The sequence below is a fragment of the Streptomyces sp. NPDC048419 genome, assembly GCF_043200415.1.
In the GTDB taxonomy this organism is placed as follows: domain Bacteria; phylum Actinomycetota; class Actinomycetes; order Streptomycetales; family Streptomycetaceae; genus Streptomyces.
In genome coordinates this window covers 78,874-100,560 of the sequence record NZ_JBICXT010000028.1, presented here as the reverse complement: position 1 = coordinate 100,560, position 21,687 = coordinate 78,874, and the positions used below count along the sequence as shown (strand labels likewise).

The 21,687-nt window shown below is 69.4% G+C and carries 22 protein-coding genes; 11 read left to right on the top strand and 11 right to left on the bottom strand.

Translation table 11 applies throughout. The features are described from left to right. Position 1: 1 nt before the first annotated feature. The 3 genes from ACGFYN_RS39020 to ACGFYN_RS39010 all read right to left on the bottom strand — a co-directional run bounded on the left by ACGFYN_RS39020 (position 2) and on the right by ACGFYN_RS39010 (position 2,147). On the bottom strand, positions 2-733 hold the full coding sequence (locus ACGFYN_RS39020; RefSeq protein ID WP_393870726.1) for an HAD family hydrolase: 732 nt from the start codon (positions 731-733) through the stop codon (positions 2-4). Positions 734-823: 90 nt separating this feature from the next. Continuing rightward, positions 824-1,369, bottom strand: a complete 546-nt coding sequence (locus ACGFYN_RS39015) for a DJ-1/PfpI family protein (protein WP_393870725.1) — start codon at positions 1,367-1,369, stop codon at positions 824-826. Positions 1,370-1,379: 10 nt separating this feature from the next. After that, positions 1,380-2,147 (bottom strand): cupin domain-containing protein, encoded by a 768-nt coding sequence (locus ACGFYN_RS39010; protein WP_393870724.1) that lies wholly within the window; start codon positions 2,145-2,147, stop codon positions 1,380-1,382. 309 nt (positions 2,148-2,456) lie between these two features. Here ACGFYN_RS39010 and ACGFYN_RS39005 point away from each other — a divergent pair, with 309 nt between their 5' ends. The 3 genes from ACGFYN_RS39005 to ACGFYN_RS38995 all read left to right on the top strand — a co-directional run bounded on the left by ACGFYN_RS39005 (position 2,457) and on the right by ACGFYN_RS38995 (position 5,273). Then, positions 2,457-3,206: a DJ-1/PfpI family protein gene (locus ACGFYN_RS39005; RefSeq protein WP_393870723.1), complete on the top strand. Its 750-nt coding sequence runs from the start codon at positions 2,457-2,459 to the stop codon at positions 3,204-3,206. 27 nt (positions 3,207-3,233) lie between these two features. Beyond that, complete coding sequence (locus ACGFYN_RS39000; protein WP_393870722.1) at positions 3,234-4,367, top strand: ferritin-like protein; 1,134 nt, start codon at positions 3,234-3,236, stop codon at positions 4,365-4,367. Between the two features lie 210 nt (positions 4,368-4,577). Then, a complete protein-coding gene (locus ACGFYN_RS38995; RefSeq protein WP_393870721.1) occupies positions 4,578-5,273 on the top strand; it encodes an SDR family oxidoreductase in 696 nt (231 codons plus the stop codon). Positions 5,274-5,323: 50 nt separating this feature from the next. On the opposite strand, the gene ACGFYN_RS38990 is transcribed toward ACGFYN_RS38995, so the two are convergent. Then, complete coding sequence (locus ACGFYN_RS38990) at positions 5,324-5,881, bottom strand: MarR family winged helix-turn-helix transcriptional regulator (protein ID WP_393870720.1); 558 nt, start codon at positions 5,879-5,881, stop codon at positions 5,324-5,326. A gap of 77 nt (positions 5,882-5,958) precedes the next feature. Here ACGFYN_RS38990 and ACGFYN_RS38985 point away from each other — a divergent pair, with 77 nt between their 5' ends. Beyond that, positions 5,959-7,209: an MFS transporter gene (locus tag ACGFYN_RS38985; protein WP_393870734.1), complete on the top strand. Its 1,251-nt coding sequence runs from the start codon at positions 5,959-5,961 to the stop codon at positions 7,207-7,209. 78 nt (positions 7,210-7,287) lie between these two features. Continuing rightward, positions 7,288-8,148, top strand: coding sequence for an oxidoreductase (locus tag ACGFYN_RS38980; RefSeq protein ID WP_393870719.1), 861 nt, complete (start codon positions 7,288-7,290; stop codon positions 8,146-8,148). Positions 8,149-8,328: 180 nt separating this feature from the next. Here ACGFYN_RS38980 and ACGFYN_RS38975 read toward each other — a convergent pair whose 3' ends face one another. After that, a complete protein-coding gene (locus tag ACGFYN_RS38975) occupies positions 8,329-9,603 on the bottom strand; it encodes an alpha/beta hydrolase family protein (RefSeq protein ID WP_393870718.1) in 1,275 nt (424 codons plus the stop codon). Positions 9,604-9,885: 282 nt separating this feature from the next. Between ACGFYN_RS38975 and ACGFYN_RS38970 the strand changes: the two genes are divergently transcribed. Further along, positions 9,886-10,527, top strand: coding sequence for a methyltransferase family protein (locus ACGFYN_RS38970; RefSeq protein WP_393870717.1), 642 nt, complete (start codon positions 9,886-9,888; stop codon positions 10,525-10,527). Positions 10,528-10,612: 85 nt separating this feature from the next. On the opposite strand, the gene ACGFYN_RS38965 is transcribed toward ACGFYN_RS38970, so the two are convergent. The 5 genes from ACGFYN_RS38965 to ACGFYN_RS38945 form a co-directional block, all read right to left on the bottom strand. After that, positions 10,613-11,752, bottom strand: a complete 1,140-nt coding sequence (locus tag ACGFYN_RS38965; RefSeq protein ID WP_393870716.1) for a ferritin-like protein — start codon at positions 11,750-11,752, stop codon at positions 10,613-10,615. Between the two features lie 211 nt (positions 11,753-11,963). After that, positions 11,964-12,965 carry an esterase/lipase family protein gene (locus ACGFYN_RS38960; RefSeq protein ID WP_393870715.1) on the bottom strand — a complete coding sequence of 334 codons (1,002 nt, stop codon included), beginning with the start codon at positions 12,963-12,965 and terminating at the stop codon, positions 11,964-11,966. Positions 12,966-13,248: 283 nt separating this feature from the next. Further along, on the bottom strand, positions 13,249-14,895 hold the full coding sequence (locus tag ACGFYN_RS38955; RefSeq protein ID WP_393870714.1) for a purine-cytosine permease family protein: 1,647 nt from the start codon (positions 14,893-14,895) through the stop codon (positions 13,249-13,251). A gap of 411 nt (positions 14,896-15,306) precedes the next feature. Beyond that, complete coding sequence (locus ACGFYN_RS38950) at positions 15,307-15,525, bottom strand: hypothetical protein (protein WP_393870713.1); 219 nt, start codon at positions 15,523-15,525, stop codon at positions 15,307-15,309. Positions 15,526-15,737: 212 nt separating this feature from the next. After that, positions 15,738-16,304: a hypothetical protein gene (locus ACGFYN_RS38945; protein WP_393870712.1), complete on the bottom strand. Its 567-nt coding sequence runs from the start codon at positions 16,302-16,304 to the stop codon at positions 15,738-15,740. 406 nt (positions 16,305-16,710) lie between these two features. On the opposite strand from ACGFYN_RS38945, the gene ACGFYN_RS38940 reads away from it, so the two are divergent. From ACGFYN_RS38940 to ACGFYN_RS38930, 3 genes are read left to right on the top strand one after another with little or no spacing between them, the layout of a single operon-like run. Then, on the top strand, positions 16,711-17,730 hold the full coding sequence (locus ACGFYN_RS38940; RefSeq protein WP_393870711.1) for a 3-oxoacyl-ACP synthase III family protein: 1,020 nt from the start codon (positions 16,711-16,713) through the stop codon (positions 17,728-17,730). 44 nt (positions 17,731-17,774) lie between these two features. Beyond that, the gene (locus ACGFYN_RS38935) at positions 17,775-18,032 is read left to right on the top strand and encodes an acyl carrier protein (protein WP_393870710.1); all 258 of its coding nucleotides are present in this window, start codon (positions 17,775-17,777) and stop codon (positions 18,030-18,032) included. Continuing rightward, on the top strand, positions 18,032-19,264 hold the full coding sequence (locus tag ACGFYN_RS38930; RefSeq protein ID WP_393870709.1) for a beta-ketoacyl-[acyl-carrier-protein] synthase family protein: 1,233 nt from the start codon (positions 18,032-18,034) through the stop codon (positions 19,262-19,264). The genes ACGFYN_RS38935 and ACGFYN_RS38930 overlap by 1 nt, the downstream gene beginning before the upstream one ends. Positions 19,265-19,347: 83 nt before the next feature. Here ACGFYN_RS38930 and ACGFYN_RS38925 read toward each other — a convergent pair whose 3' ends face one another. Next, positions 19,348-19,980 (bottom strand): TetR/AcrR family transcriptional regulator, encoded by a 633-nt coding sequence (locus ACGFYN_RS38925; protein ID WP_393870708.1) that lies wholly within the window; start codon positions 19,978-19,980, stop codon positions 19,348-19,350. Positions 19,981-20,027: 47 nt separating this feature from the next. On the opposite strand from ACGFYN_RS38925, the gene ACGFYN_RS38920 reads away from it, so the two are divergent. After that, positions 20,028-20,897 (top strand): ABC transporter ATP-binding protein, encoded by an 870-nt coding sequence (locus ACGFYN_RS38920; RefSeq protein WP_393870707.1) that lies wholly within the window; start codon positions 20,028-20,030, stop codon positions 20,895-20,897. Then, positions 20,884-21,645 carry an ABC transporter permease gene (locus tag ACGFYN_RS38915; RefSeq protein WP_393870706.1) on the top strand — a complete coding sequence of 254 codons (762 nt, stop codon included), beginning with the start codon at positions 20,884-20,886 and terminating at the stop codon, positions 21,643-21,645. The genes ACGFYN_RS38920 and ACGFYN_RS38915 overlap by 14 nt, the downstream gene beginning before the upstream one ends. Positions 21,646-21,687 lie beyond the last annotated feature (42 nt).

Here is a 21,687-nt window from a genome sequence, read left to right as displayed (position 1 = left end):
ATCAGGCGCTGAGCTGGGCGAGTTCGGGCAGGTAGATGCGTCGTTGCCTGCGTGTGACGGCGCGCTCGATGTGGTCGGCCGTGTGGTATCCCCACCAGGCCCACAGCGAGTTGGCTCCGGTGTCACGGACGGCGAGCGCATTGGTGACGTGGTCGTCGATGAAGGTCACCGCCGAGGCGGGTAACCCGTCGCCCTCCGCGAGCAGTTGGACCGCGGTGCGCTTGTCGGAGCACTCGCCGATGACCTCGGTGACCGTGGTCTCGAGCTGGTGGTGCGCCAGGATGTCCCAGACACTCGGCTCGTCCTTGGCGGTCACGATGGAGGTGCCGCGCCCCCGGTGACGGTGCAGCAGATCGGCGATGCCCGGGTAGAGGGTGTGCATGCTCAGCCATTCATCGCGCCGCTGTTCGCGCAGTACGGTGCGCACCGCGATGGCACCGTCGACGAGACTGCTGAGCCTTTTCGGCGCGATGCGATCGCGGAGTGCCTCGTAGTCCTCCACGGTGCGGATGGATTCGGCGGCACTGTCGCGGGCGAGCATGAAGTCGTCAAGGACCCGCGCGAAGGTACGTACCCGCCTGAACCGCTCCATGAAGGGTGCCGGCATGGCCTCGGCCAGTTCGGAGATGGGCTTGCCGGCGAGGGTGATCGGATCGTGGTCGGCGTAGTAGGTGACGACGGCACATTCGGTGAAGGCATCCGCGATGACGCCGTCGAAGTCGAGTATCAGCACGAGAAGGCTCTCCGTTGGGGACGCGAGGGGCGGGCATCGAACCGGGGAAGGTGGCCGCCCGCCCCTCGCGTGTCTGGGCAGGCGCGCAGGTCAGACGGTTACGTGCTGCTTCTGGGCGACGGTTTCGAAGACCTGCTGCATGAAGCGGCCGACGTAGGCGTAGTAGGAGCAGGTGATGATGTGGCCGTCCACGATGACGTCGGAGTCCACGACGTCCGCCCCGGCGTTGACGACGTCGTCACGCAGGCCGATGTAGGCGCAGGCGCGGCGCCCCTTGAGGACACCGGCACTGACCATGATCCAGGGACCGTGGCACAGACCCGCCACGACCTTCTGCGCCGCGTCCATGGCCCTGACGAAGTCCAGCACGTGCGCGTCCTGCCGCACGCGGTCCGGCGCCTCGTGCCCACCGGTGAGGATCACCGCGTCGTAGTGGGCGGCATCCAGTTGGTCGAACGGTGTCAGGGGCCGTGCGGTCTTGTCCATGGGCAGCGGTATGCCGTACTTCCCTGTGACGTCGGCACCGTTCCTCGTGGCGATGTCGACGTTCCAACCTTCCTCGATGAGCCGGTAGTAGGCGTAGACGACGTCGTGGTCCTGGAATCCGGGACCGGTGATGATGACGGCGCTGGGCATGCAGATCTCCTTAGTCGAGTGCCAGGGACAGGTAGTACTGGTCCAGTGCGGGGCGGCGGGTGTCGGCCTGCGCGGGCGCGAGGATGTCGAGTTCGCCGGTGACCACACCGGTCAGGCCGAGCGGGATGTGGAAGAGGTCCTGCGGCTGGCGCCGGTAGAAGATGTCGGCGCCGGCGCGGATGGCGAAGGCGAACTCACCGCCGGGAGAACGGTCACGAAGCCGGGCCTGCGGCAGGAACGAGATCGGGCGGGCGGGCAGATCCGGAACCTCGGTGTGCTCCTGCTCGTACCCGGTGCCCTGCCGGTCGTAGTTGTCGCGGAGCCTGATCAGGTCGAACTTGTTGCGCGGGGCTTCCACTTCGACCAGCCACAACGGGCCCGGCCCGATGCTCTTGCTGGAGTGGAAGGCGCCGCCGCCGATCCGCAGAATCGTCCCCGCGCCTACGGGGAACTGGCCCGACAGGGTATCGGTCACGCCCTGGCCGGCCAGGCACAGCAGGTAGGTCAGTTTGCGCGGATGCACATGCATCGAGGTGCATTCACCCTCGTTGATTTTCAGGTTCCACACGTCGATGAAGTCGTCGACGTAAATGCGGTACTCCATTCCCCATGGCTTGGGAATTACTTCGTTGAGGTGATGGTCCGTCTCCGGGTTCTCATTGCCGATACGAGAACCCTTACGGACCGCTTCGCTGAGTGCGGAGAAATCACGTGGGCCGGGGTTGATCCTCACCATCAGATCAGACGCGTTCTGGACGGTTGGCGCCATCTCGGACATGACTGATCCCCCTCTCTTGGCTGGTTGCGGTTCCCCGGTCCCGGCAGGACATTAGACAGGCGGTGCCGCGCTTTCCAAATAGCAGCCGCTATGGCGGTCATAAAGACCCGCCGGGGGCTGTGCGACGTGATGGCCGCCTGCGTTTCTGCTTATTTGATACGCCGATCGTCTGTTGGCAGGGTGCCTTCAGGAACCCATCCGCACCGCACCGGTAGCGACTGGTTCCCCGTTATCGCCCCCCAATTGAGGAGACGTACTGTGAGCACTCCCATGCCGGCTCGAAACCGTCGGAGTCAGGTGGCGGACAGCGTGACGCCGCAGATCAACTCCATCGGCGTGCTGGGCTACGAGGCCTGCTCCGAGCAGGACACCATCACCCCTCTCGAGGTGTTCAAGGGGGCCGGGATGGTCACTGCCGGCCAGATCGCGCCGTGGCAGCGCGAGGCGGCCGACCGGGATCTGGATGTGCGCCTGGTCGCCCTGGAGCCGGGCGTCATCAAGATGCAGATGGGCACCAACGTCGTCGCCGATTCCGTCCTCAACGACGACGAGCTCTTCGACATCCTCTACATCCCTGGCGGCGTCGGCTCCGGGGCGCTGCTGACCAACGATCGACTGCACAAGGTCATCCGCCGGCACCACGAGGCCGGCAAGGTCATCGCGGCGAACTGTTCGGGCGTCGGCGTCCTGGCCCGGTCGGGCATCGTCAACGACGAACCGCTGACCTGCGTCGCCGCCGTGGCGCGGGGACTGCGCGGCGAAGGCTTCAACGTGCCGGAGGCCCGGCGGATGTGGGTCGCCAACACCGCCTCGCGGATCTGGACGTTCACCGGCTCGTACGGCGTCAACGGCGGAGCCGTCGCCCTGGTCGCCCACTACTTCGGCCGTGAGGTCGGCACGATCGTCTCGATGATGTTCGACACGCTCAGCGGCATAGGCGACGTCATCTTCGAGGAGACCGGTCCGGAGTTCTACCAGCACCCCGACCTGGAGGAGTCCTTCCAGAACCTCTTCCAGCCCATGCTCTACCCCCCGCTGGACGAGAACGCGACCGCCTGAGCGCCACGATTCCCCTGGAGCCGTCACATGCCCACGCCCATCCCTTTGCGGGACATCGACTGGATCCGCGGCGCTCTGCAGACCGCAGTGGCGCTGGAACACTCCACGATGCCGCTGTACTGCGCCGCCATGTACTCGCTCGAGGTGCAGAACTACCCCTCCTACAACACCATCCGCAGCGTGCTGATGGAGGAGATGGTCCACATGGCCATCGCCGCCAACATGGTTGCCGCACTCGGTGGCAGCCCGGACATCAACGGTCTTGCACCCTCGTATCCCGGTGCCGGCGGCCTGCCCGGCGGCGTAGCCCCGGACCTGCGGCTGCGCCTGGCCAAGCTGTCGAACGCGAGCCTGGAGGCGTTCATGCGCCTGGAGGCCCCGGAGTTCATGCTCAACGCGCGCCAGCGCGGATCGGCCTACCCGACCATCGGTGCTTTTTACGACGCCGTCCGGGAAGCGATCATCCGCAATGCGGGAGCCGTGGAACGCGCCGTGCGCCAAGGTGGGCCGGCGAACCAGGTAGGCGGGAATCTCGGCTACCTGACCTTCGAGCCGGACGATGTCGATCCGGTCGGCAAGCTGCTCCAGGGAATCGACATCATCACCGAACAAGGGGAGGGCCAGGGCGAGGGAACCGTCGAGACGACCCGGGAGAACTTCCAGAAGGAGGGATCTCACTACGCGCGCTTCGCCGAACTGCGTTACGGCCGGCGCTATCTCGCCCCCGAAGATGCGGTCATCTCCCGGGAAACGGAACGCGACTTCTTCGCCGGGGAGGATATCGCGTGGCCTGTTGTCATCAACACCCTCGCCGTCCCGGACGACGGCTACGCGGCACTTCTCGCGCTCGACCCTCAGGCACCCGAAATCCGCAAGGAACTCGAGGGATTCGACGACGCCTACACCCAGATGATGGTGGCCCTGGACACCGCCTGGAACGGCCCGGTGGAAACGTGGTGGCCTTCGCTGGGCGGCGCGGTGACCCAGATGGACCAGATGCGCGTGCGGTCCTGTTTCAACATCATGCGCAATCAGGTTCCCGAGTCCGCGGTCGCCCGGTTGCGCGATCTCTACCCGCGCGAGTACCGGGCGCTGGAGCGGTACACGGACCTGGACCGCCCCGTGTTCTACGGCCCGCGCTTCGCCAACAACGCCGCCTGACACCGGTGTGGTGGCCCCCCGCCGGCGGGTCACCACACCGGTGCGTACTCGTGATGCCTGTTCGGCAGCGTCTTCGTCGGCCACTGACCGGCACTGGCGGGACAGCATCGGCGGACACGTCGAAGTGGTGGGAAGCGCCCGGCAGTTGTCCCTCTCGCACACCTGGAACCCGGCGGGTTTCGATGCCGCCATCGACGAATCGAGTGCCATGTGAAGCCCGTTAGCCTCATCACCGGCGGCAGCACCGGTATCGGTGCCGCCACTGCGGCCGGCTTGCTCAAGCAGGGACACCGGGTCGCCTTGACCGGCCGCGACGCCGACAAGCTCGCGAAGTTCGCCACCGCGCAGGACGCCGGGGACGACATCATCACGCTGGCGGGAGACACCGCCGACCCCGCGGACGTCCGCGGGGCGGCACGGTGCGTGCTCCAGTGGTGGAAACGGCTCGACAACGTCGTCGTGAACGCGGGGTTCTCGCTGCCCGGAACGCTGATGGACCACACACCCGAGGCCATGCGTGCCATGGTGCTGACCAATGTGCTGGGGCCCGCACTCGTCGTCCGCGAATGTGTCCCCCACCTGAAGGAGAGCCGCGGCCGGCTGGTCCTGGTGGGCGGCGTCGCGGGGGCCGAGCACACTCCCGACGACCTGTATTCGGTCACCAAATGGGCGGTGCACGCGCTGGCCGAGAACACGCGGCTCGCGGTCGCCGCCGACGGGGTCGGCGTGACGCTGGTGGCGCCCGGCACGGTCGACACACCTTTCTGGGACAGCAGGGGAGGCTTGCCGGGCGGCCCCGCGATGGCCGCCCAGGACATCGCGGACTGCATCTTGTTCGCCTTGAACCAGCCCCGCGGCCTGGACCTCAACCACCTCCAGATACGGCCTCTCGGACAGATCGGCTGAAGGTCCGCTCGGTGGACGCTCGGGCCGGCTGCCTGCTACGTCGGCTGCCGTCAGGCGTCCTTGGGGACGTCGTGGCGTGTCGCCTGGCCGAACTCGTCCTCCAGGCGGCCCAGCAGTCGGCCGAGCAGCTGGTTCAACTCCTCGAGATCCACGGGAGAGAGCGCCTCGGCGAACAGCCGGTGTTCCCGGGCGGTCCTCTGCTGGGTGGCGGCACGCCAGCGTTCCTGGCCGAGAGGCGTGAGCTGGACGGGTTTGCCGCGGCCGTCGGCGGAAGCGACGGACTCGATCAGTCCCGCCTGGGAGAGGCGGGCCAGGCGCACGCTCATCGTGCCCGACGTGAGGCCCAACTGCTGGTACAGCGCGGTGGGTGAAGCCTGGTAGGGCGGCCCGGAGCGCTGCAGGGCCGACAGGGTCGCCCAGTCCCCGGCGGTGAGTTCGTTGTCGGCTGCGACCTGTGTGAGGAGGCGGTCAAAAAGCCTGGCCATGCGCCCGATGCGCTGGCGGGCGGCCTCGGTCGGCGCGTCGACGCCCGGCATGTCGGCGGTCCACCGCGACAGTTCGGCCTCCACTGAGTCCTGCGGACCTGGCGGCTGCTCGGATACAGGCACCTTTGACACTCCCTTGAGTCTCAAGATAAATTACCTTGGCACTCAAGATAATCACATCAGGAGGGCTCGTGACAGACATGTCCACCAACGAGGACACACGCTTACCCTGGGCCGGCCTCCTCGCCCTTGCCGTCGCCGGATTCGTCACCGTGCTCACCGAAACGGTTCCCGCAGGCCTGCTGCCCCAGATCAGCGACGGCCTCGACGTCTCCCAGGCCACCGCGGGACAGCTGGTGACGGTCTATGCCGCTGGATCGATGCTCGCCGCGATTCCGCTCACCGCACTCACCCGCCGCTGGCCACGGCGGCCCGTACTGCTCGCCACCGTCCTGTCCGTGGTCGCCGCCAATGCCGTCACGGCCGCCTCACCGTGGTTCGCGCTCACCTTCACCGGCCGCCTGATCGCCGGGCTGGGAGCGGGCCTGCAGTGGGCGATGATCGCCGGATACGCCATGCGCATGGTCCCTGAAGCCAGCAAGGGCAGGGCGTTGGCCGTCTCCATGGGCGGCGTGCCGGTCGCCCTGGCCATCGGTGTCCCGGTGGGCACCGCGCTGGGTACCGGCATCGGCTGGCGTTCCACCTTCGCCGTCATGGCAGCCATCGGCTTCGTCGTCATCGCATGGGCGCGTGCCGCTCTGCCGCCGATCGGTGCGGATGCCGCCCACGAACGTGTGCCGGTCAAGAGCGTCCTCATGCAGCCCGGTATCGCGATGCTCATGCTGATCGCCTTCGCCTTCGAAGTCGGTCACATGAACATGTACACATACATCGCTTCGTTCCTGTCCTCCTCCGGCCTGGAGGATCGCGTCGACGTCGTCCTGTTCGTCTTCGGTATCGCCGCCATCACCGGCCTGTGGCTGACCGGCCTGTTCATCGACCGCCACCTGCGCGCGGTGGTCCTGACCGCCTTCGCCGCCTTCGTCGGCGCCATGACGCTGCTCGCCACCCTCGGCTCCAGCCCGGTGACCACCTTCCTCGCCGTCGCCGTATGGGGAATGGCGTTGGGCGCGGCCCCGACCATGCTGCAGGCGGCATCGGCCCGATCCGCCGGCTCGGCCATGGAGATCGCCCAGTCGATGCTCGTCACGATGCTCAACGCCGGCATGGCCGCAGGCCCCCTGCTCGGCGGTGCCCTCTACGCCGCCCACGGCACCGGCCCACTGCCCTGGGTCAGCCTGGGCGTGTTCGCCGCCGTCCTGGTGCTCGCCGTCGTCAGCGGCCGTTCCGCCTTCCCCGTCGACGCCACCGGCGCGGCGCCCGAGAACACCCCCGCACCACAGGACCAGCACACCGACGCCCTGACCACCCCGAGCCGCGCCTCCGGCTGAGCACCCTCAGCCGAAGACACGCCCATCACCAGATGGCGGGCAGCGGCTCAACCTCAAGTGCATGCCACGTAAGGAGTCATGATGCCGTCACAGCACGCAGACGACACCCCAGCCAAGGTGTGGTTCATCACCGGCACCAGCACCGGCCTCGGCCGTGCGCTGGCCGAGGAGGTCATCGCCGACGGCCACCGCCTCGTCGCGACGGCCCGCGACACCAGCACCCTCGACGACCTGGTCGCCCAAGCACCCGACCGCGTCCGTGCGTTGCCCCTCGACGTGACCGACCCGGCCGCGGTCCGCCTCGCCGTGGACACCGCCGTCAAGGAGTTCGGCGGCATCGACGTACTGGTCAACAACGCCGGCTACGCCCTGCGCGGGGCCCTCGAGGAAGTCTCCGACACCGAACTGCGCCGCCAGTTCGACACCAACGTCTTCGGAGCGCTGGACGTGACACGGGCGGTCCTGCCCACGCTGCGCGCTCAACGCTCGGGCTGCATCGTGCAGATCTCATCGGTCGGAGGCGTCATGGCCACCTTGGGCGGAACCGCCTATGCGGGAACCAAGTTCGCCCTCGAAGGGCTCTCCGAGGGACTGGCCGCCGAAGTCGCCCCCTTCGGCATTCACGTCCTCATCGTGGAACCCGGCCCGTTCCGTACGGACTTCACCGGCAGGTCCGTACGCTGGGCCGACCCGATCGACGACTACCGATCCGCCCTCGACCCCGCCAAGAAGCAGTTCCAGGCCATGCACGGCACCCAGCCGGGCGACCCCGCCCGTGCGGCCCGCGCCGTCATCACTGCCACGCAGATGGAAAAGCCCCCGCTGCGCCTGCCGTTGGGCGCCAACGCCGTGGACCGTATCCGCGAACGGCTCCAACAGCGGCTGCAGGAAGTCGACACCGTCGAATCACTGGGGCGACCGACCGACTTCGACTCCTGAATCCCCGACGCATCAACCCTGAGGCGATGTCACGCTTCTGCGTGCCGTTGCGCCCACAGACGGCGCCCCACCGATCATCCCCCGCATCGGTGGGGCGCCTTGGGCACTCTCCTGAAGAGCGAGGCACGGCCCGCGCCCGTACCGCGGCCACAATTCGGCACGGTGCAGCCGTCACGCCAGTCAGAAGAAGCACGCCTCCGGGTGGCGACTCGACGGCCCGTCCAGCAGCCCGTGATCGCCCCGGCCGCGCAGCCAGCGGTCGAAGAAGGCGGCGACGTAGGCCCGTTCGGCGCTGATGGCGTGGCTCGGTGCGATGGTGCCGATGTTCTTCACGACGGTCTGGCGGGGCAGGTCCAGTTGACGAGCGATCTGCGGGACGAGGGCCACTGCGTCGGTGTACGTGGCGTGTTCCGCGCCGCGCAGGTTCAGGCCTCGGTGCCAGCCGTGGCTGTGCCGCCACACGGCTTTCCAGGACGGTACGGTCCGCAGGTCGTTGCCATCCTTGCCGATCAGCAGGAAGGGGCGGTCGACGCCGTCGGCGGCCACGGTGGAGAGGTGACCGGGCGTGCTGTCCTCCTGCTGGTGTGCCAGGAGGCCGTCCAGGTCGGCGGCGGCCGCGATGCGCGGATCGTCGTGCATCGTCTGCATGGCGGTGAAGCCGCCCGCCGACTGCCCGAACATGCCGAGGCGCCCGAAGTCCAGCATGTCGCGCAGGGCCCGGGGGAGGGCACTCGGCAGTTCGTCCAGCACGAAGCGGGTGTCGGCCACCCGCACGTCGATCGTCTTCTTCAGCAGCGCCCTGATGCGATCTTGGTCGGGTGACGCCTTGGCGTACTCGGCGGGCAGCACGGAGTCCTCGACACGGCCACCGGGAAACTCGACGGCCGAGGCGTCGTAGGTGTGGTCCACCGTCACCACCGCATAGCCGCGCGAGGCGAGGTCGTCGCAGAGGGTCGTGCCCAGGGTGCGGGGGTCGCCGGCCCCCGGCGAGTAGAGGACGACCGGGAACGGGCCGCTGCCGCGCTCGATCGGGGCGCCTTCGTGGGCATGGGTGCGGGTGGCCGACCAGTCGACCTTGTCGGCGGGCACGTCGGAGAAACTGTTCAGGGCGGCGAAGCCGGCTGCCGCGCCGGGCAGCATCTGCGGCGCGCGCCGGTATCCGGCGATCGTGCGGGCCGGGTAGCGGACGTCGACCATGAGTTCCCGGTACGGCTGCGACGCGATCCAGGGATCGGAGCGGGAGCTGTCGACGAGGTGCAGCGAGACCGTCCCCACCGGATACGGGCCGCTGAGACCGGGCAACGTCAGCCGCACCAGGCCGTTCTTGCGCGAAGTGGTGGACGTGGGAAACGCGAGAGACGTGGGCGCGGCGGACGCGGACGCGCCGCGTGCCGAAAGCGCGGACACGGCGAAGGCGGCGGCGGACGACATCAAGACGGCACGGCGGGTCTGCATGGCTGGTCCCCTTGGTCGATACGAGTCGGTCGATACGAGGTGGTCGATACGAGCGCAGCTGCCGGTCGGTGTGCAGCTGCCGGTACGCGATCGGTGATCACGCCGTGTGGAGAGATCACGTCGTGTGGATCGATCACGTACAGCGTCCCGGCTCGGCCGGATCGTCACCATCCGGCGGGCCCGCCGCTGGGCCTGGGGGATTTCCTCCATCCCTGGGTGGAGACGTGTCCATCGACCCGTGGGTGGTGGTGATCGGCTGGCTGCTCGGAGCACCCTTGAGGCATGAGTCCTCTGCACTCGGCACTCGTCGCTCTGATCGGCGTCTGCTTCGTGATCTTCGTCGCGGCCTGGCTCGCAGGCGCCGTCTACTTCGGCGTGAAGAGCCAGGACGGCCTGCACGGCTGGATGCGCGGACTGCGCCGCGAGCTGCCTCGCCGGATACTGCTGGTGGCAGGCGTCTGGATCTTCGCCACGCTGGTCAGACACTCGCAGGGCTTCTGGCACCACCTGCGGTACTGGCAGCCCGAAGTCGCGCTCCTGGGCGGCCTGTTGGCTGTGGCTTCCACCGCTCTGCTGCTGTGGGCCCGTTGGGTCCTCGGCACGATGTGGGCCAGCGTCCCCATGGTCCAGGAGCACCACGAGCTGCGCACCGACGGCCCCTACCGGCTGGTCCGGCACCCGATATACACCGGCCTCCTCGGCCTGGTCGTCGGCGCCATGCTGGCTTGCGGATTCGGCGTGTGGACGGCGTGCGTGGCGGTCGCCGTGCCGTGGCTGCTGCGCCGGGTACGAATAGAGGACGGGCTGATGGCCGATCAGTTCGGCGCCTCCTACGACGCCTACCGCGCCCGCGTCCCGGCGCTGCTGCCACGGCTGCGCCCCGCCCCCGTCGGGCCTCGCCATGTCGGCGGAGAGCAGCACTGACGGGAAGCGGGGCGAGAGACGCCAACCGGAAGCGGGGCGAGCGGCACTGACCAGGATCAGGGCGAGCAGCCGCGGCCCCGATCGATCAGAAGGGGCGGAACCGGGGCCCGTAATTGCCCGGCGCGTCGGGGATCGAGCGCTCCATCAGCTCCACTGCAGGGTGCTCCAGGCCGCGCATCGTGTGGATGGCCGTGTGCAGGGTGCGGTGGCCGCCGCCCGCCCAGGCCGTCTCCAGGTTCTGCAGGACGGCGTGGTAGGTGGCGTCGAAGCCGTCCAGGAGCCGCTGTACGTCGCCCGGCGCGTCGGACCAGCCGTCGGCCGGGACCGTGACCATGGGGCGCGCGTCGGGGAAGGGGACGGGCGCGCCGGAGAACTCCCAGTCGCCGTCGCTCTCGCGCAGCCGCCGGCCGTGGTAGATCTCGCCGAAGGCGTAGTAGTGCGCCGGGTAGTCGTCGTCGAAGGCCGTGGCGGGAGAGCTGGTGGTGCCCTCGCCCTGCTCCTTGATGATCTCGATGGCGCGCATGACGTCGTCCGGAGTCCTCACCGGCTCCAGCACGTCGGAGCCGATGCGCGCGGACAGTTGTCCTCGCTCCTGGAGGTCCGGTGCCACACTGCGGAAGGCCTGCAGGATGTCGCCGTAGAAGTTGCCGATGCTGGGTTCGGTCTTGAGGCTGCGGGCCAGGGGGCGGTCGGGGGCTTCGATGGCCATCATGACGTCGTGCACGAAGGACCGGGTCAGCCCCGACAGATAGACGGTGACTCCGGGGCGCACGCCGCCGGGCAAGGGGCCGGGGTAGGTGGACGCCGCTGCCTTGATCTGTGGCCGACCGCCCACGGAGACCAGGAGGTTGCAGACCACGCCGAGGTGGAACATCTCGTCGCCGACGATGCGCCGGATCAGCCGGGCGGCCTCACTGCCGCGGTCCTTGATGGACCACCAGCCGCACAAGTAGGGGGGAATGGTGGCGAGTTCGAGGGCGACCGCGACCTGGAGGGCGTTGCGGAGCCAGCTCTTTCCGCGGCCGTCCTCGGGTACGGCCAGCAGACGTGCCACGGAGTGGTGGCCGGGCGCGATGTGCGTCGCGCTTGCCCGTTGGGCGGCGGCCTGCGCAGGACCGGTGGCCGCGACCGGGGCGCCGGCCGCCAGCGCGGCCGTCGCCAGGAAACTTCTGCGCTTGAAGGGGGCAACTGCCGGGCTGTCCGAATTTTCTGTCGTACCAGTCAATTTCGCCTCAGCTCATAGCAATGGCCCCGCCTCTGCACGAGATGGACGGGACCCTCCGACAGCTCTGGAAGCTAGCAGCCGGCACCGCGCTTCCCTGGGCGCACGGGCCGGGGCGACGCGTCCACCACCCTGACAGTCCAACGCATCACGGCCCGGGTGTGGACTGCGCCTCCGGGGTCCGGTCGAAGTCCCCGGAGGCGCGCGATCGGATTTACATCGGGACCGGCATGAGGGCGCAGCGCACCGGTTCGGCGTGCGCGGGGTCGAGGGCGTTGAGCACCAGACGGTTGATGTTCGGGTCGTAGATACCGCCCGCGTGACCGGTGAGATCCAGCGGGCACTTGTTCTGCAGAAGGATGTTGTGGACGGTCGCGCCGGTCCCGGCCTTGAGGAACTGGTTGGTGTACGGGGTCACCACCACGTCGGTGCGGGTGACGAGGGTGGTGTACGTGACGCCGGGCTCGGTGTCGCCCTTGGCGTAGAGCTGCTGAAGCACGGGGGAGCCGGTCGTCTGGTCCCTGGCCGCGGGGCTGTCCAGGCCGAGCGGTTTGCCGGCCCGGCCCGCCACGTCCAGCACCGCGTCGAGGACGTTGGCCAGGCCGGATGCGTTGGTGCCGTGGTTGCTGGGGTTGATGCCCACGAGCTGGTGCACCTTTGCGGCCCCGCCGTCGAAGCGCAGATACCACTCGGGCGTCACGCCGCCGCCTTGAGAGTGGCCCACGAGGTCGACCTTCGAAGCGCCGGTGGCGGCCAGGACCTTGTCGACGTATGAGGCCAGTTGCCTGGCCGAGTCGGGTACGTGGGCGGTCGCCTTCATCAGGGCGTGGGGTTTGCTCTCGCCGTAGTTGAGGGCGAAGACGCAGTAGCCGGCGTTCTTCAGCACCGGGGCGAGACCGCTCCAGCTGTCGAAGGCGTTGGCGAAGGTGCCGTGGACCAGCACCACCGGATAGGGGTGGGCGGTCGAGGGCTTGCACCCGAAATCGTTGGTTCCGGCCGGGGAGCGGTCCGGGTCCGGCAGCGAGGCGACCGCGGCCAGGCCGGTGCTGACCGCTCCGAGGTATCCGAATTGGTTGGCGGACACGGTGGACGGGGCCCAGGCGGCAACGGGGCGGGGTCTCGGCGGGGCGGCAGCGGCCGAAGCGGCGGGGGCGGCGGCGGTCAGGCAGACCGCTGCGGCCAGGGCGGTTCCTGCGGCCTTGAGGATGCGGCGCATCAAGGTGCGCACCTCCTGGTGACGGGGCGTCAGTGGGGCTCGGGGCGGCCCCAGCTTCGACACCCCGCCACGCCCTGCCCGGGCACGGCGCGCCACGTGCGCCCGTCTGGCGCACGCGCCTTCAGCCAGACGGTCAGGAAGGGGTGATGAGGTTCAGGGAGGAGGCGATGACGGTGACATCAGGGAGAGGAGGGCGATCGCGTGCCGCACCGCACGCGAACTCGCCCGACCCCGCTCACGTTTGACGGGCGGGGCGTCGACGCACCCCGCCCGTCGTCACGTGCTACGTCGTCGCCGGCAGCACATGGTCGCCGATCTTGTCCGTGCTCAGGCACAGCGAGCAGACCAGCGCGTCATGGGTGGCGCAGGAGGCCAGGTCGGGCCGCTCGTAGGGCTGGTGGCAGACGTGGCAGCCGTACGTCGTCGCACTCGGGTTGCCCTCGGCGTCGAACAGGGGCTCCTCGATGCCGTCGTCGGTGCGGCGCAGGTAGTACCGGCCCTTGGTGACGGCGGCCATCAGCGGGGTGAGGACGAAGGCGATGACGGCCGCGGCGACGGGGGAGTAGGGCTGGAGGGTGTCGCCGAGGAGATGGAAGTACATGGCGATCGACAGTCCTGAGGCGGCGACGAAGGCCACGACGCCGACCGGGTTGACGGCGAAGAGCATGCCGCGGCGGAACTCCGGCCGGAGCGGGGAGAGTTTGAGCAGGTACTTGTTGACGGCGATGTCGGTGGCGACGGTGACCACCCAGGCGATGGCGCAGTTGGAGTAGAAGCCGAGGATGCTGTTGAGGAAGCTGAACATGTCGGCCTCCATCAGGGCCAGCGCGAAGCCCAGGTTGACCAGGACGAACACCATGCGGCCGGGGTAGTGCCTGGTGACGCGGGTGAAGGAGTTGGTCCACGCCAGCGAACCGGAGTACGCGTTCGTCACGTTGATCTTGATCTGGCTGATCACGACGAGAGCCACGGCCAGCGGGACGACCAACCAGGACGGCATCATCGCGTCGAAGGCGCCGCGGAACTGCTGGATCGGCTCGGGCGCCGCCGCCGCTCCGACCTCGGCGAGGATGTAGACGGCGAGGAAGACGCCGATTGCCTGCTTCAGCGCGCCGAGTACCACCCAGCCGGGGCCCGCCATGACCACGGCCGTCCACCAAGCGCGCTTGTTGGTCTCGGTCTTGGGCGGCATGAAGCGCAGGTAGTCGATCTGCTCACCGATCTGCGCGATGAGGGACAGACAGACGCCTGCGCCGAGCAGGACGGGCGCGATGCCGACGCCGCCGTCGCCGTCCGTGCCCGCGTAGGAGAGGAAGCGGTCCACCGTGCCCGGGTCGGTGGCGATCAGGTAGATCAGCGGGCCGACCATCAGCAGCAGCCAGATCGGAGTGGTCCACACCTGGAGCTTGCTGAGCGCCTTCATGCCGTAGATGACCAGGGGGATCACCATGAGGGTGGAGACGGCGTAGCCCAGCCACAGCGGCAGGCCGAGGCCGAGCTTGAGGCCCTGGGCCATGATCGAGCCCTCGAGGGCGAAGAAGATGAAGGTGAAGCTGGCGAAGATGACGCTGGTGAGGACGGAGCCGTAGTAGCCGAAGCCGGAGCCGCGGGTGATCAGGTCCAGGTCGATGTTGTAGCGGGCGCCGTAGTAGGCGAGCGGGAAGCCCGTGACGAAGATGACGACCGCGGCGACGGCGATCGCGACGAGCGCGTTGCCCGTGCCGTGCGCGAGGCCGATGCCGGCGCCTATCGAGAAATCGGCCATGTAGGCGATGCCGCCGAGCGCGGTCGTCGCCACGACCATGGGGGTCCAGCGGCGATAACTGCGCGGCGCGAAGCGGAGGGTGTAGTCCTCCAGGGTCTCCTTGGCCGCCTGGCCGGGTGGGGATTCCGGTGCCGTGGCCGTCTGCGGGGACTGGGTTGCACTCATGGTCGGCCCTTCGGGGTGGACTGGTGCTCCGGTGGGGGGCGGGGCGTTGAGCGGTGGGTCGTCCCGGGGTGGCGTCGTCGGCAGCCGGGGAGTTGAGAAAGGGGAAGCCCCTTGATGGGGGAACCCCTTGATGAGGGGAAGTGTTCTGATTTCAGGGCCGGTTGACGCGAGGCCGCATCGCGGGGCGGACGCGCTCGGTCACCACCGCAGTCGAGCCGACGGCGTGGGCGGGCAGGGCCCGGTGATGCTCGGGACATCGACGAGTGGCCGGGCCGTATACGACTCTGAATCCATGGGCGGACACGTTAGAAACCGCTTGTTTCCCGCAGGTTGATCGCGTCGTGAACGGGCCGTTTCCGGGATCTCACCGACCGGCGCGGAGCAGGGAACCCGTCGTCGGCGCCGTCCGGCTCACTCCGGCCTTTGCATCTCCAGCGAGTTGGCGGCCGAGAGCACGGCGTCCAGGACGGTGAGGACTTCCTTGCGGGGCTCGGAACGGGTCGTGCGGTGGGGTGCGATGAGCCGCCGGGTACCGAGCCCGGGCAGCGAGACGGCTGTGAGGCCCTCGGGTTGCGAGCCCAGCACCGCCAGACAGGGCACGACGGCGATTCCCAGGCCGCCCGCGACCATGGACAGTGCGAAATTGTAGTCGGAGTAGCTGTGCGCGGCCGTCTGAGCGGCGGAAAGGCTGTTGCGTACCTGGGAGTTGGCGTTGTGGGCCGCTTCCGCGCGCCGCGCGCACTTGGATCGCAGACCGTATGTCGAGGCGTCGCACGGCCGATCACATGGTGGACGGCCACGCCCATGTCGTTCAGAACGAGGGCTTTTAGAACTACTGGCTCTCACGCCGGCGCGGTGCTGCCGCCCGGAGGCCGGCGGAGCAGGTGCAGACAGACGATCGAGGCGATGACGGTCCGCCGTTCGGGGGCGTCCAGACGAGGGCCCATGTCGACGACGTACTGCTGCAACCCGATCCACGAGTCGATGGTGCTCACCGTGGCCCGGCCAAGAATCTCCGGCGCCGGGTCCCTTTCCGGATCGGTCTCCGTGAGATGCCATTCGGTGTTCAGGAGACCCGGCCGGGTGAGGAGGAGTTGGCGTCCTTGCTCCGTCTGGAGTGTGAGCTGCCGGGTCTTGACGAGTCCGCGGGCGTCGGCGGCCCCGATCTCCTGGTCCACGGCGTTGGTGAAGCGGAACTCCGCCGGCCCGAACTGCTCGATAAGAACGAGGAGTTCGCCGTACGAATCGGTGAGGACGGAGTGGGTGTCGTCGGTGTACGCGACACAGGCGAGCGGGGTCCCCTTCGCGGTGGACAGGGCCAGCGCGGGTCCCACGTATCTGCGCCATCGTGAACGCTTCGGCTGTCCGACTACTACCGTTTCCAGCTCGAACAGACCAGGTTCCGTCATCGGCATTCCTTCCCCCGCCACTGCTGCCCCTCGAGCGATCACCGTCACTGTGACCGAGAACGTGCTCGGTTCCCATCCCGCGGGCGAATCTAGGTGCCACGCGATGTCGTGGCGGCATGCGCCACCGCGTCCGAACCGGTGCGCGACGAACTCGTAGACGGGCTACAGGGATTCGAGCTTCGGCGGTGGCGTGCGAGCAGAGCCGTCGCCCTCCGAGCAACCTCCGCGCGCCGTGCGTAACTCCGGCGAATGAAGCCTTCCGCTTCCGTCACTCCAATGGCCGCACGCGGCTCGGCGTCCGTTTGCGGTGCGCCGTGTCTTCTCCCTTCACTGGCGTGCATTGCCACGCCCGAACCGGCCCGCGCCCGTAGCGCCCGTATCCCGGCAGGAGTACGACACCGCATCCATGACAGAGCCCCGCTACAGTACGATCCGCCGGGTCGCCGTCCATGTGCCCCCGGACCGCCAGACCGGTGCGGAGATCGAGGACGAGGTCCGCTCCCGAAGCTCCGAACTCCGCTTGTTGCCAGGCCTGTTGAGGCAGATGTACGGCTTCGAGGAGCGTCGCGTCGCACCGGCCGGCGCCTTGCCCTCCGACCTGGCGGCGGCAGCCGCGAGAAGTCTCCTCGACGAAGGCGGTCTCGGCCCCGAGGCCGTGGATCTCCTGATCTTCGCCTCCGCGAGCGAGGACCTGGAGGAACCCGCCACCGCGCACGTCGTCGCCGCCCAACTCGGTCTCGCAGCACCGGTGTTCGATGTACAGAACGCCTGCAACGGCGTCCTGAACGCCCTGGAGATCGCCGACGCCCTGATCCAGGCGAGGCGTTACCGCCGCGTGCTCATCGTCACCGGCGAGCGGGGCAGCAGGCTCTCCCAGCTCCCGGCGCGCGACCGCGACGAACTCGCCCTGCTCCTGCCCGCCCTCACCCTCGGTGACATGGGAGCCGCGCTGCTGCTGGAAGCGAGCGAGCGTCCCGGGCTGCTGGGCATCCACTGGAGCACCAACTCCTCAGGCTGGCGTGCGGCCACGGTCACCAACCCGTACTTCTCACCGGGCACGCCGAGGACCTCCGTCCGCTTCGACTCCCAGGCGCTGGCCGCGTCCTTCGCGGGGATGGAGAAGGACGTGACGGGCGCGCTGCGCGCGTGGGGCCGTAAACCTGACGACCTCGACCTCGTCTGCGTACACCAGGCATCCGTCCCCTTCACCCGCACCATCCTCGAGTCCGCCGGCCTCGCACCCGACAAGGCGGTGCCCACCTTCGCGCGCTACGGCAACGTCGCCACCGCGAGCCTTCCTCTCCAACTCGTCGAAGCCGCACGGGAGAACCGGCTGTGTCCCGGCGCCCTCGTGGCCTTCCTCGGTCTCGCCAGCGGCGCCTCCGCCGGAGTGCTTCTCATGGAGTGGCATCCCGACCCCGCCTGACGGCCCAGTCCCCGCACCGCACCACGACCTGGCAAGGAACGCGCATGAACGACGCCACCGACAGCTACGACCACGTCCGCGCCACGCTCATCTCCACCTTCCGCATCCCCGAGGATCAGCTGTCGCCGGACGTGACCCTGGAGCAGCTCGAACTGGACTCCCTCGCGCTGGCCGAGTTCGTCCTCGTTCTCGAAGAGCGCCTGCGGGTGCAGGCCGACAGCGGTCGCGCCACGCGGTCGACCACGCTGGCCGAGGTGGCGGCTCACCTCGACGAGCTGCGCGCGGCCGGGGCGACGGCCTGATGTGCGCGTCGAAGGCGCCGATCGCCGTCACCGGGCTCGGGCTGATCACGCCGGGCGGCCAGGGGACGGAGGCGACGTGGGAGGCGGTCTGCGCGGGGCGTTCCCTCGCGACCCGCGACCCCGCGCTGGGCGGGCTGCCCGTCGACTTCACCTGCCGACTGCCGTTCCCCGAGGAGGACTTCGACCGCGCCATCGGCCGTAAGTCCTGGCGTATGGGCCGGTTCACCAAGCTCGGCGTCCTCGCCGCGCGGGAGGCGGTACGTGACGCGGGACTGGATCCGGCGGCCTGGCAGGGGGCGCGCGTGGCCACGGTGATCGGCTGCGGCATGGGTGGCACCGACAAGTGGGAGGAGCAGTACCAGCGCCTCGAACGGCGAGGCCCCGCCCGGGTCTCGCCCCTCGCCATCCCCATGATCGTGCCGAACCTGGCCGCCGGTGAGGTCACCATCGACCTGCATGCCCGTGGCATCAGCATCGCGCCGGCCACGGCCTGCGCCTCCGGAGCCACCGCGATCGCCCTGGCCCGCGACCTGCTCGCCGCCGATCTGTGCGACGTGGTGGTCGCGGGCGGCACCGAGGCCGCCATCAGCCGCCTGAGCGTGACGTCGTTCTGGCGCATGGGTGCCCTGTCCGTGCGCACCGGCGCCGTCGCCGAGGCGTCGCGCCCGTTCGCGCCCGACCGCGACGGTTTCGTCATGGCCGAGGGGGCGGGCGTGCTCGTGCTGGAGCGCGTCGCGGACGCCGTCGCCCGAGGTGCCCGGCCCCACGCCCTGCTCGCCGGGTGCGGCAGCACCTCCGACGCCCACCATCCCACCGCTCCGCCGGAGTTGGCCGACGGAGCGGAGGCGGCGCTGCGAACTGCCCTCGAAGAAGCGGGCGTTGACCCGGACGACGTCAACCATGTCAACGCCCACGGCACGTCCACCCCGCTCAACGACGCCACCGAGGCCGCGCTGATCGCCCGTGCCCTGCCGCACGGTCCCAGCGTCACCGCCGCCAAGGGCGTACTCGGCCACACCCTCGGCGCCGCCGGTGCCATCGAGGCCGCTCTCACCATCCTCGCCATCCAGCACCACCGCGTGCCGCCGATCGCCAACCTCCAGGCCCCCGCACCGGAGTTCGACATCGACTGCGTCACCAAAGAGCCCCGCCGGCAGCAGATCCGCACAGCGGTCAGCCACTCCTTCGGCTTCGGCGGGCACAACGTGGTGCTGGCCTTCACAGCCGCGTGATCGCCGCTCGCGCCACAGTTCTCGCTACAGCCGCGTGATCGCCGCCCCGCCCGACTGCTTCTGCATGAGCCGCGGGGCGGCGGTCAGTCCGTTCGCCCTGCCGCCGCCTTGATCAGCCGTCGGATGTCGTCCAGGTCGGCCTCGAACTCTGCCGTGAGGTCGACAGGCAGGTCGAGCCACGGTGTGAGCGTGCTGTGTCCGGGGAGTTCACTGTCCGGGAGCCGGCCGCGTCGGCTGCGCGGGTCGAGGCTGCCGGGGGCGAAGCGGCCCGACGCCTCGGAGGCGGCGAACCCGATCACGAAGGTGCTGATCATGCGCTCCAGCCGGGGCACTTGGGGCTCGGGGACCCCGGCCTCGATGAGCGCGAGGAAGATGATGTCCACCGCGCGTACGGCGTCCGCCGTGATCGCCGGCCGCGAGAACAGCAGGTGCGCCGCCCAGGGGTGACGCTGCGTCACTTCGCGGAATGCGTGCGCGAGTGCGTTGAGCCGTTCTTCCCAGGTCTGCTCCGTGGACGGCTCCGTGGGCAGTACGGCGGCCAGCAGGCGTCCGACCATGCCGTCCAGCAGCGCCGCCTTGTCCTTGACGTGCCGGTACAGCGCCATCGGTGTGACGCCGACGCGGTCGGCGAGCGCTCGCATCGACACCGCGTCGAGCCCTTGCTCGTCGGCGATGTCCAGCGCCGCGTCCAGAATCTCTTCCCGTCTGCCGCTCATGGGTCTACAGTGTAGACGTATACGGTGTAGACGTCATGGAGGCGGGGATGCTCGACGCCCAGGAACTGGTCAAGCGCTACGGCCGGCATCGTGCCCTCGACGGCTTCGATCTCACGGTCGCGCCCGGCGAGATCGTCGGCCTCATCGGCCACAACGGCGCGGGCAAGACCACGTTCGTCGAGATCGTCACCGGTCTGGTACGGCCGGACGCGGGCCGGATCCGCATCGGCCCGCATGACGCCCTGCGCGACGGGCGGGCCGCCCGAGGACTGCTGGGTGTGGCTCCCCAGGAACTGGCCCTCTACGGCAGCGCCACCGCACGGGAGAACCTGAAGCTGCTCGCCGGACTGGCCGGGCTGCGCGGCCGGCGCCGCGACGCCGAGATCGACCGCGTCCTGGACGAACTGCGTCTGACCGCCGTCGCGGACCGTCCCACCGGCATCCTGTCCGGGGGCCAGCGCCGCCGAGTCCAGGCAGCGACCGCCATGGTCGGCTGCCCGTCCCTCCTGCTGCTGGACGAGCCGACCGCCGGGGCCGACCCCGAGACCCGCGCCGCGCTGCTCGCCGCCGTCAAGGCACGGGCCGCGGCCGGTGCGGCCGTCCTCTACACGACGCACTATCTGCCCGAACTCGTCGATCTCGACGCCACGTTGGCACTCGCCCGCGCCGGGCGCGTCATCGCCCGCGGCACCCAGGACGAGCTCACCCGCGACCTGCCCGGCGAACTCCACGTCACCTTCGCCGACCCGGCCGTACCAGAAATGCGTCTGCCCACCACCGACCCCGGAGCCGATCTGGCCGCCCTGCTCACCTCCGGCCGTACGCCCGCGTCCGTCGACGTCCGCCGTCCCGGCCTGGACGATCTCTACCGATCCCTGGAGGCCACCGTGCCGGAGTCCGATCATGCCGCCGCGTGAATCCGCCACCCGCCTGGTCGCCCTCGTCCGTCACAACGCGATGCTGATGCTGCGCGAACCCGGCCCGCTGCTGAGCCGGATGATCCTGCCGCTCGCCTTCATGACGCTGCTGCGACCGCTCTACCTGGCCGCGCAGGGCCGCACCGCCGGCACGCAACAGGCCGTCGTGGGCACGCTGGTCACGTTCTCCCTGCTGGCGCTCAGCATCGCCGGCAGCGCGATCCTCGCCGAACGCATCGGCCGCACCTGGGACCGTCTGCGTTCCACGCCGCTGCACCCGGTGGAGATGCTGGTCGGCAAGGCCGTTCCGGTCCTCGCGGCCCTGCTGGCCCAGCAACTGCTGATCATCGGCTTCGGCGTCTGCGCCTTCGGGCTGAGCGTCCCGCATCCGTTCCTGCTCCTTGCCGTCCTGCTCAGCTGGAGCGGCACCCTGCTCGGGCTCGGCGCGCTCCTCGGTGTGCTGGTGCGCAGTATGGGCGAGCTCTCGGCCGCCTACGACATCGGCGGCATGCTGCTCAGCAGCGTCGGCGGCGCGCTCGTACCGCTCAGCGTGCTGCCCGTCTGGGTCGCCCGGGTGGCCCCGGCCTCGCCCGGCTACTGGGCCGCGCGCGGCCTGCGCGCCGCACTCGACGGCGACGCCCCCACCGCCGCCACGGCCTGCGGCACGCTTCTCGGGGTGGCGCTCCTGTGCGGCGCCCTCGCCTCGGTCCGCCTGCGCGGCCACAGTAGTCGCCTGGTCGCCCTCTGATGCCGGGCGAGGAGACGCAGGTCATAGCCCGGCATGTCACAG

Excerpts from the sequence above, each read along its gene's own strand:
- ACGFYN_RS38915 (WP_393870706.1), top strand. The coding sequence starts at position 20,884 with ATGCCGCCGCGTGAATCCGCCACCCGCCTGGTCGCCCTCGTCCGTCAC.
- ACGFYN_RS39010 (WP_393870724.1), bottom strand. The coding sequence starts at position 2,147 with ATGTCCGAGATGGCGCCAACCGTCCAGAACGCGTCTGATCTGATGGTG.
- ACGFYN_RS38940 (WP_393870711.1), top strand. The coding sequence starts at position 16,711 with ATGACAGAGCCCCGCTACAGTACGATCCGCCGGGTCGCCGTCCATGTG.
- ACGFYN_RS38930 (WP_393870709.1), top strand. The coding sequence starts at position 18,032 with ATGTGCGCGTCGAAGGCGCCGATCGCCGTCACCGGGCTCGGGCTGATC.
- ACGFYN_RS38955 (WP_393870714.1), bottom strand. The coding sequence starts at position 14,895 with ATGAGTGCAACCCAGTCCCCGCAGACGGCCACGGCACCGGAATCCCCA.
- ACGFYN_RS38975 (WP_393870718.1), bottom strand. The coding sequence starts at position 9,603 with ATGCAGACCCGCCGTGCCGTCTTGATGTCGTCCGCCGCCGCCTTCGCC.
- ACGFYN_RS38970 (WP_393870717.1), top strand. The coding sequence starts at position 9,886 with ATGAGTCCTCTGCACTCGGCACTCGTCGCTCTGATCGGCGTCTGCTTC.
- ACGFYN_RS38925 (WP_393870708.1), bottom strand. The coding sequence starts at position 19,980 with ATGAGCGGCAGACGGGAAGAGATTCTGGACGCGGCGCTGGACATCGCC.
- ACGFYN_RS38980 (WP_393870719.1), top strand. The coding sequence starts at position 7,288 with ATGATGCCGTCACAGCACGCAGACGACACCCCAGCCAAGGTGTGGTTC.
- ACGFYN_RS38920 (WP_393870707.1), top strand. The coding sequence starts at position 20,028 with ATGCTCGACGCCCAGGAACTGGTCAAGCGCTACGGCCGGCATCGTGCC.
- ACGFYN_RS38960 (WP_393870715.1), bottom strand. The coding sequence starts at position 12,965 with ATGCGCCGCATCCTCAAGGCCGCAGGAACCGCCCTGGCCGCAGCGGTC.
- ACGFYN_RS38950 (WP_393870713.1), bottom strand. The coding sequence starts at position 15,525 with ATGGTCGCGGGCGGCCTGGGAATCGCCGTCGTGCCCTGTCTGGCGGTG.
- ACGFYN_RS39000 (WP_393870722.1), top strand. The coding sequence starts at position 3,234 with ATGCCCACGCCCATCCCTTTGCGGGACATCGACTGGATCCGCGGCGCT.
- ACGFYN_RS39015 (WP_393870725.1), bottom strand. The coding sequence starts at position 1,369 with ATGCCCAGCGCCGTCATCATCACCGGTCCCGGATTCCAGGACCACGAC.
- ACGFYN_RS38985 (WP_393870734.1), top strand. The coding sequence starts at position 5,959 with ATGTCCACCAACGAGGACACACGCTTACCCTGGGCCGGCCTCCTCGCC.
- ACGFYN_RS38935 (WP_393870710.1), top strand. The coding sequence starts at position 17,775 with ATGAACGACGCCACCGACAGCTACGACCACGTCCGCGCCACGCTCATC.
- ACGFYN_RS38945 (WP_393870712.1), bottom strand. The coding sequence starts at position 16,304 with ATGACGGAACCTGGTCTGTTCGAGCTGGAAACGGTAGTAGTCGGACAG.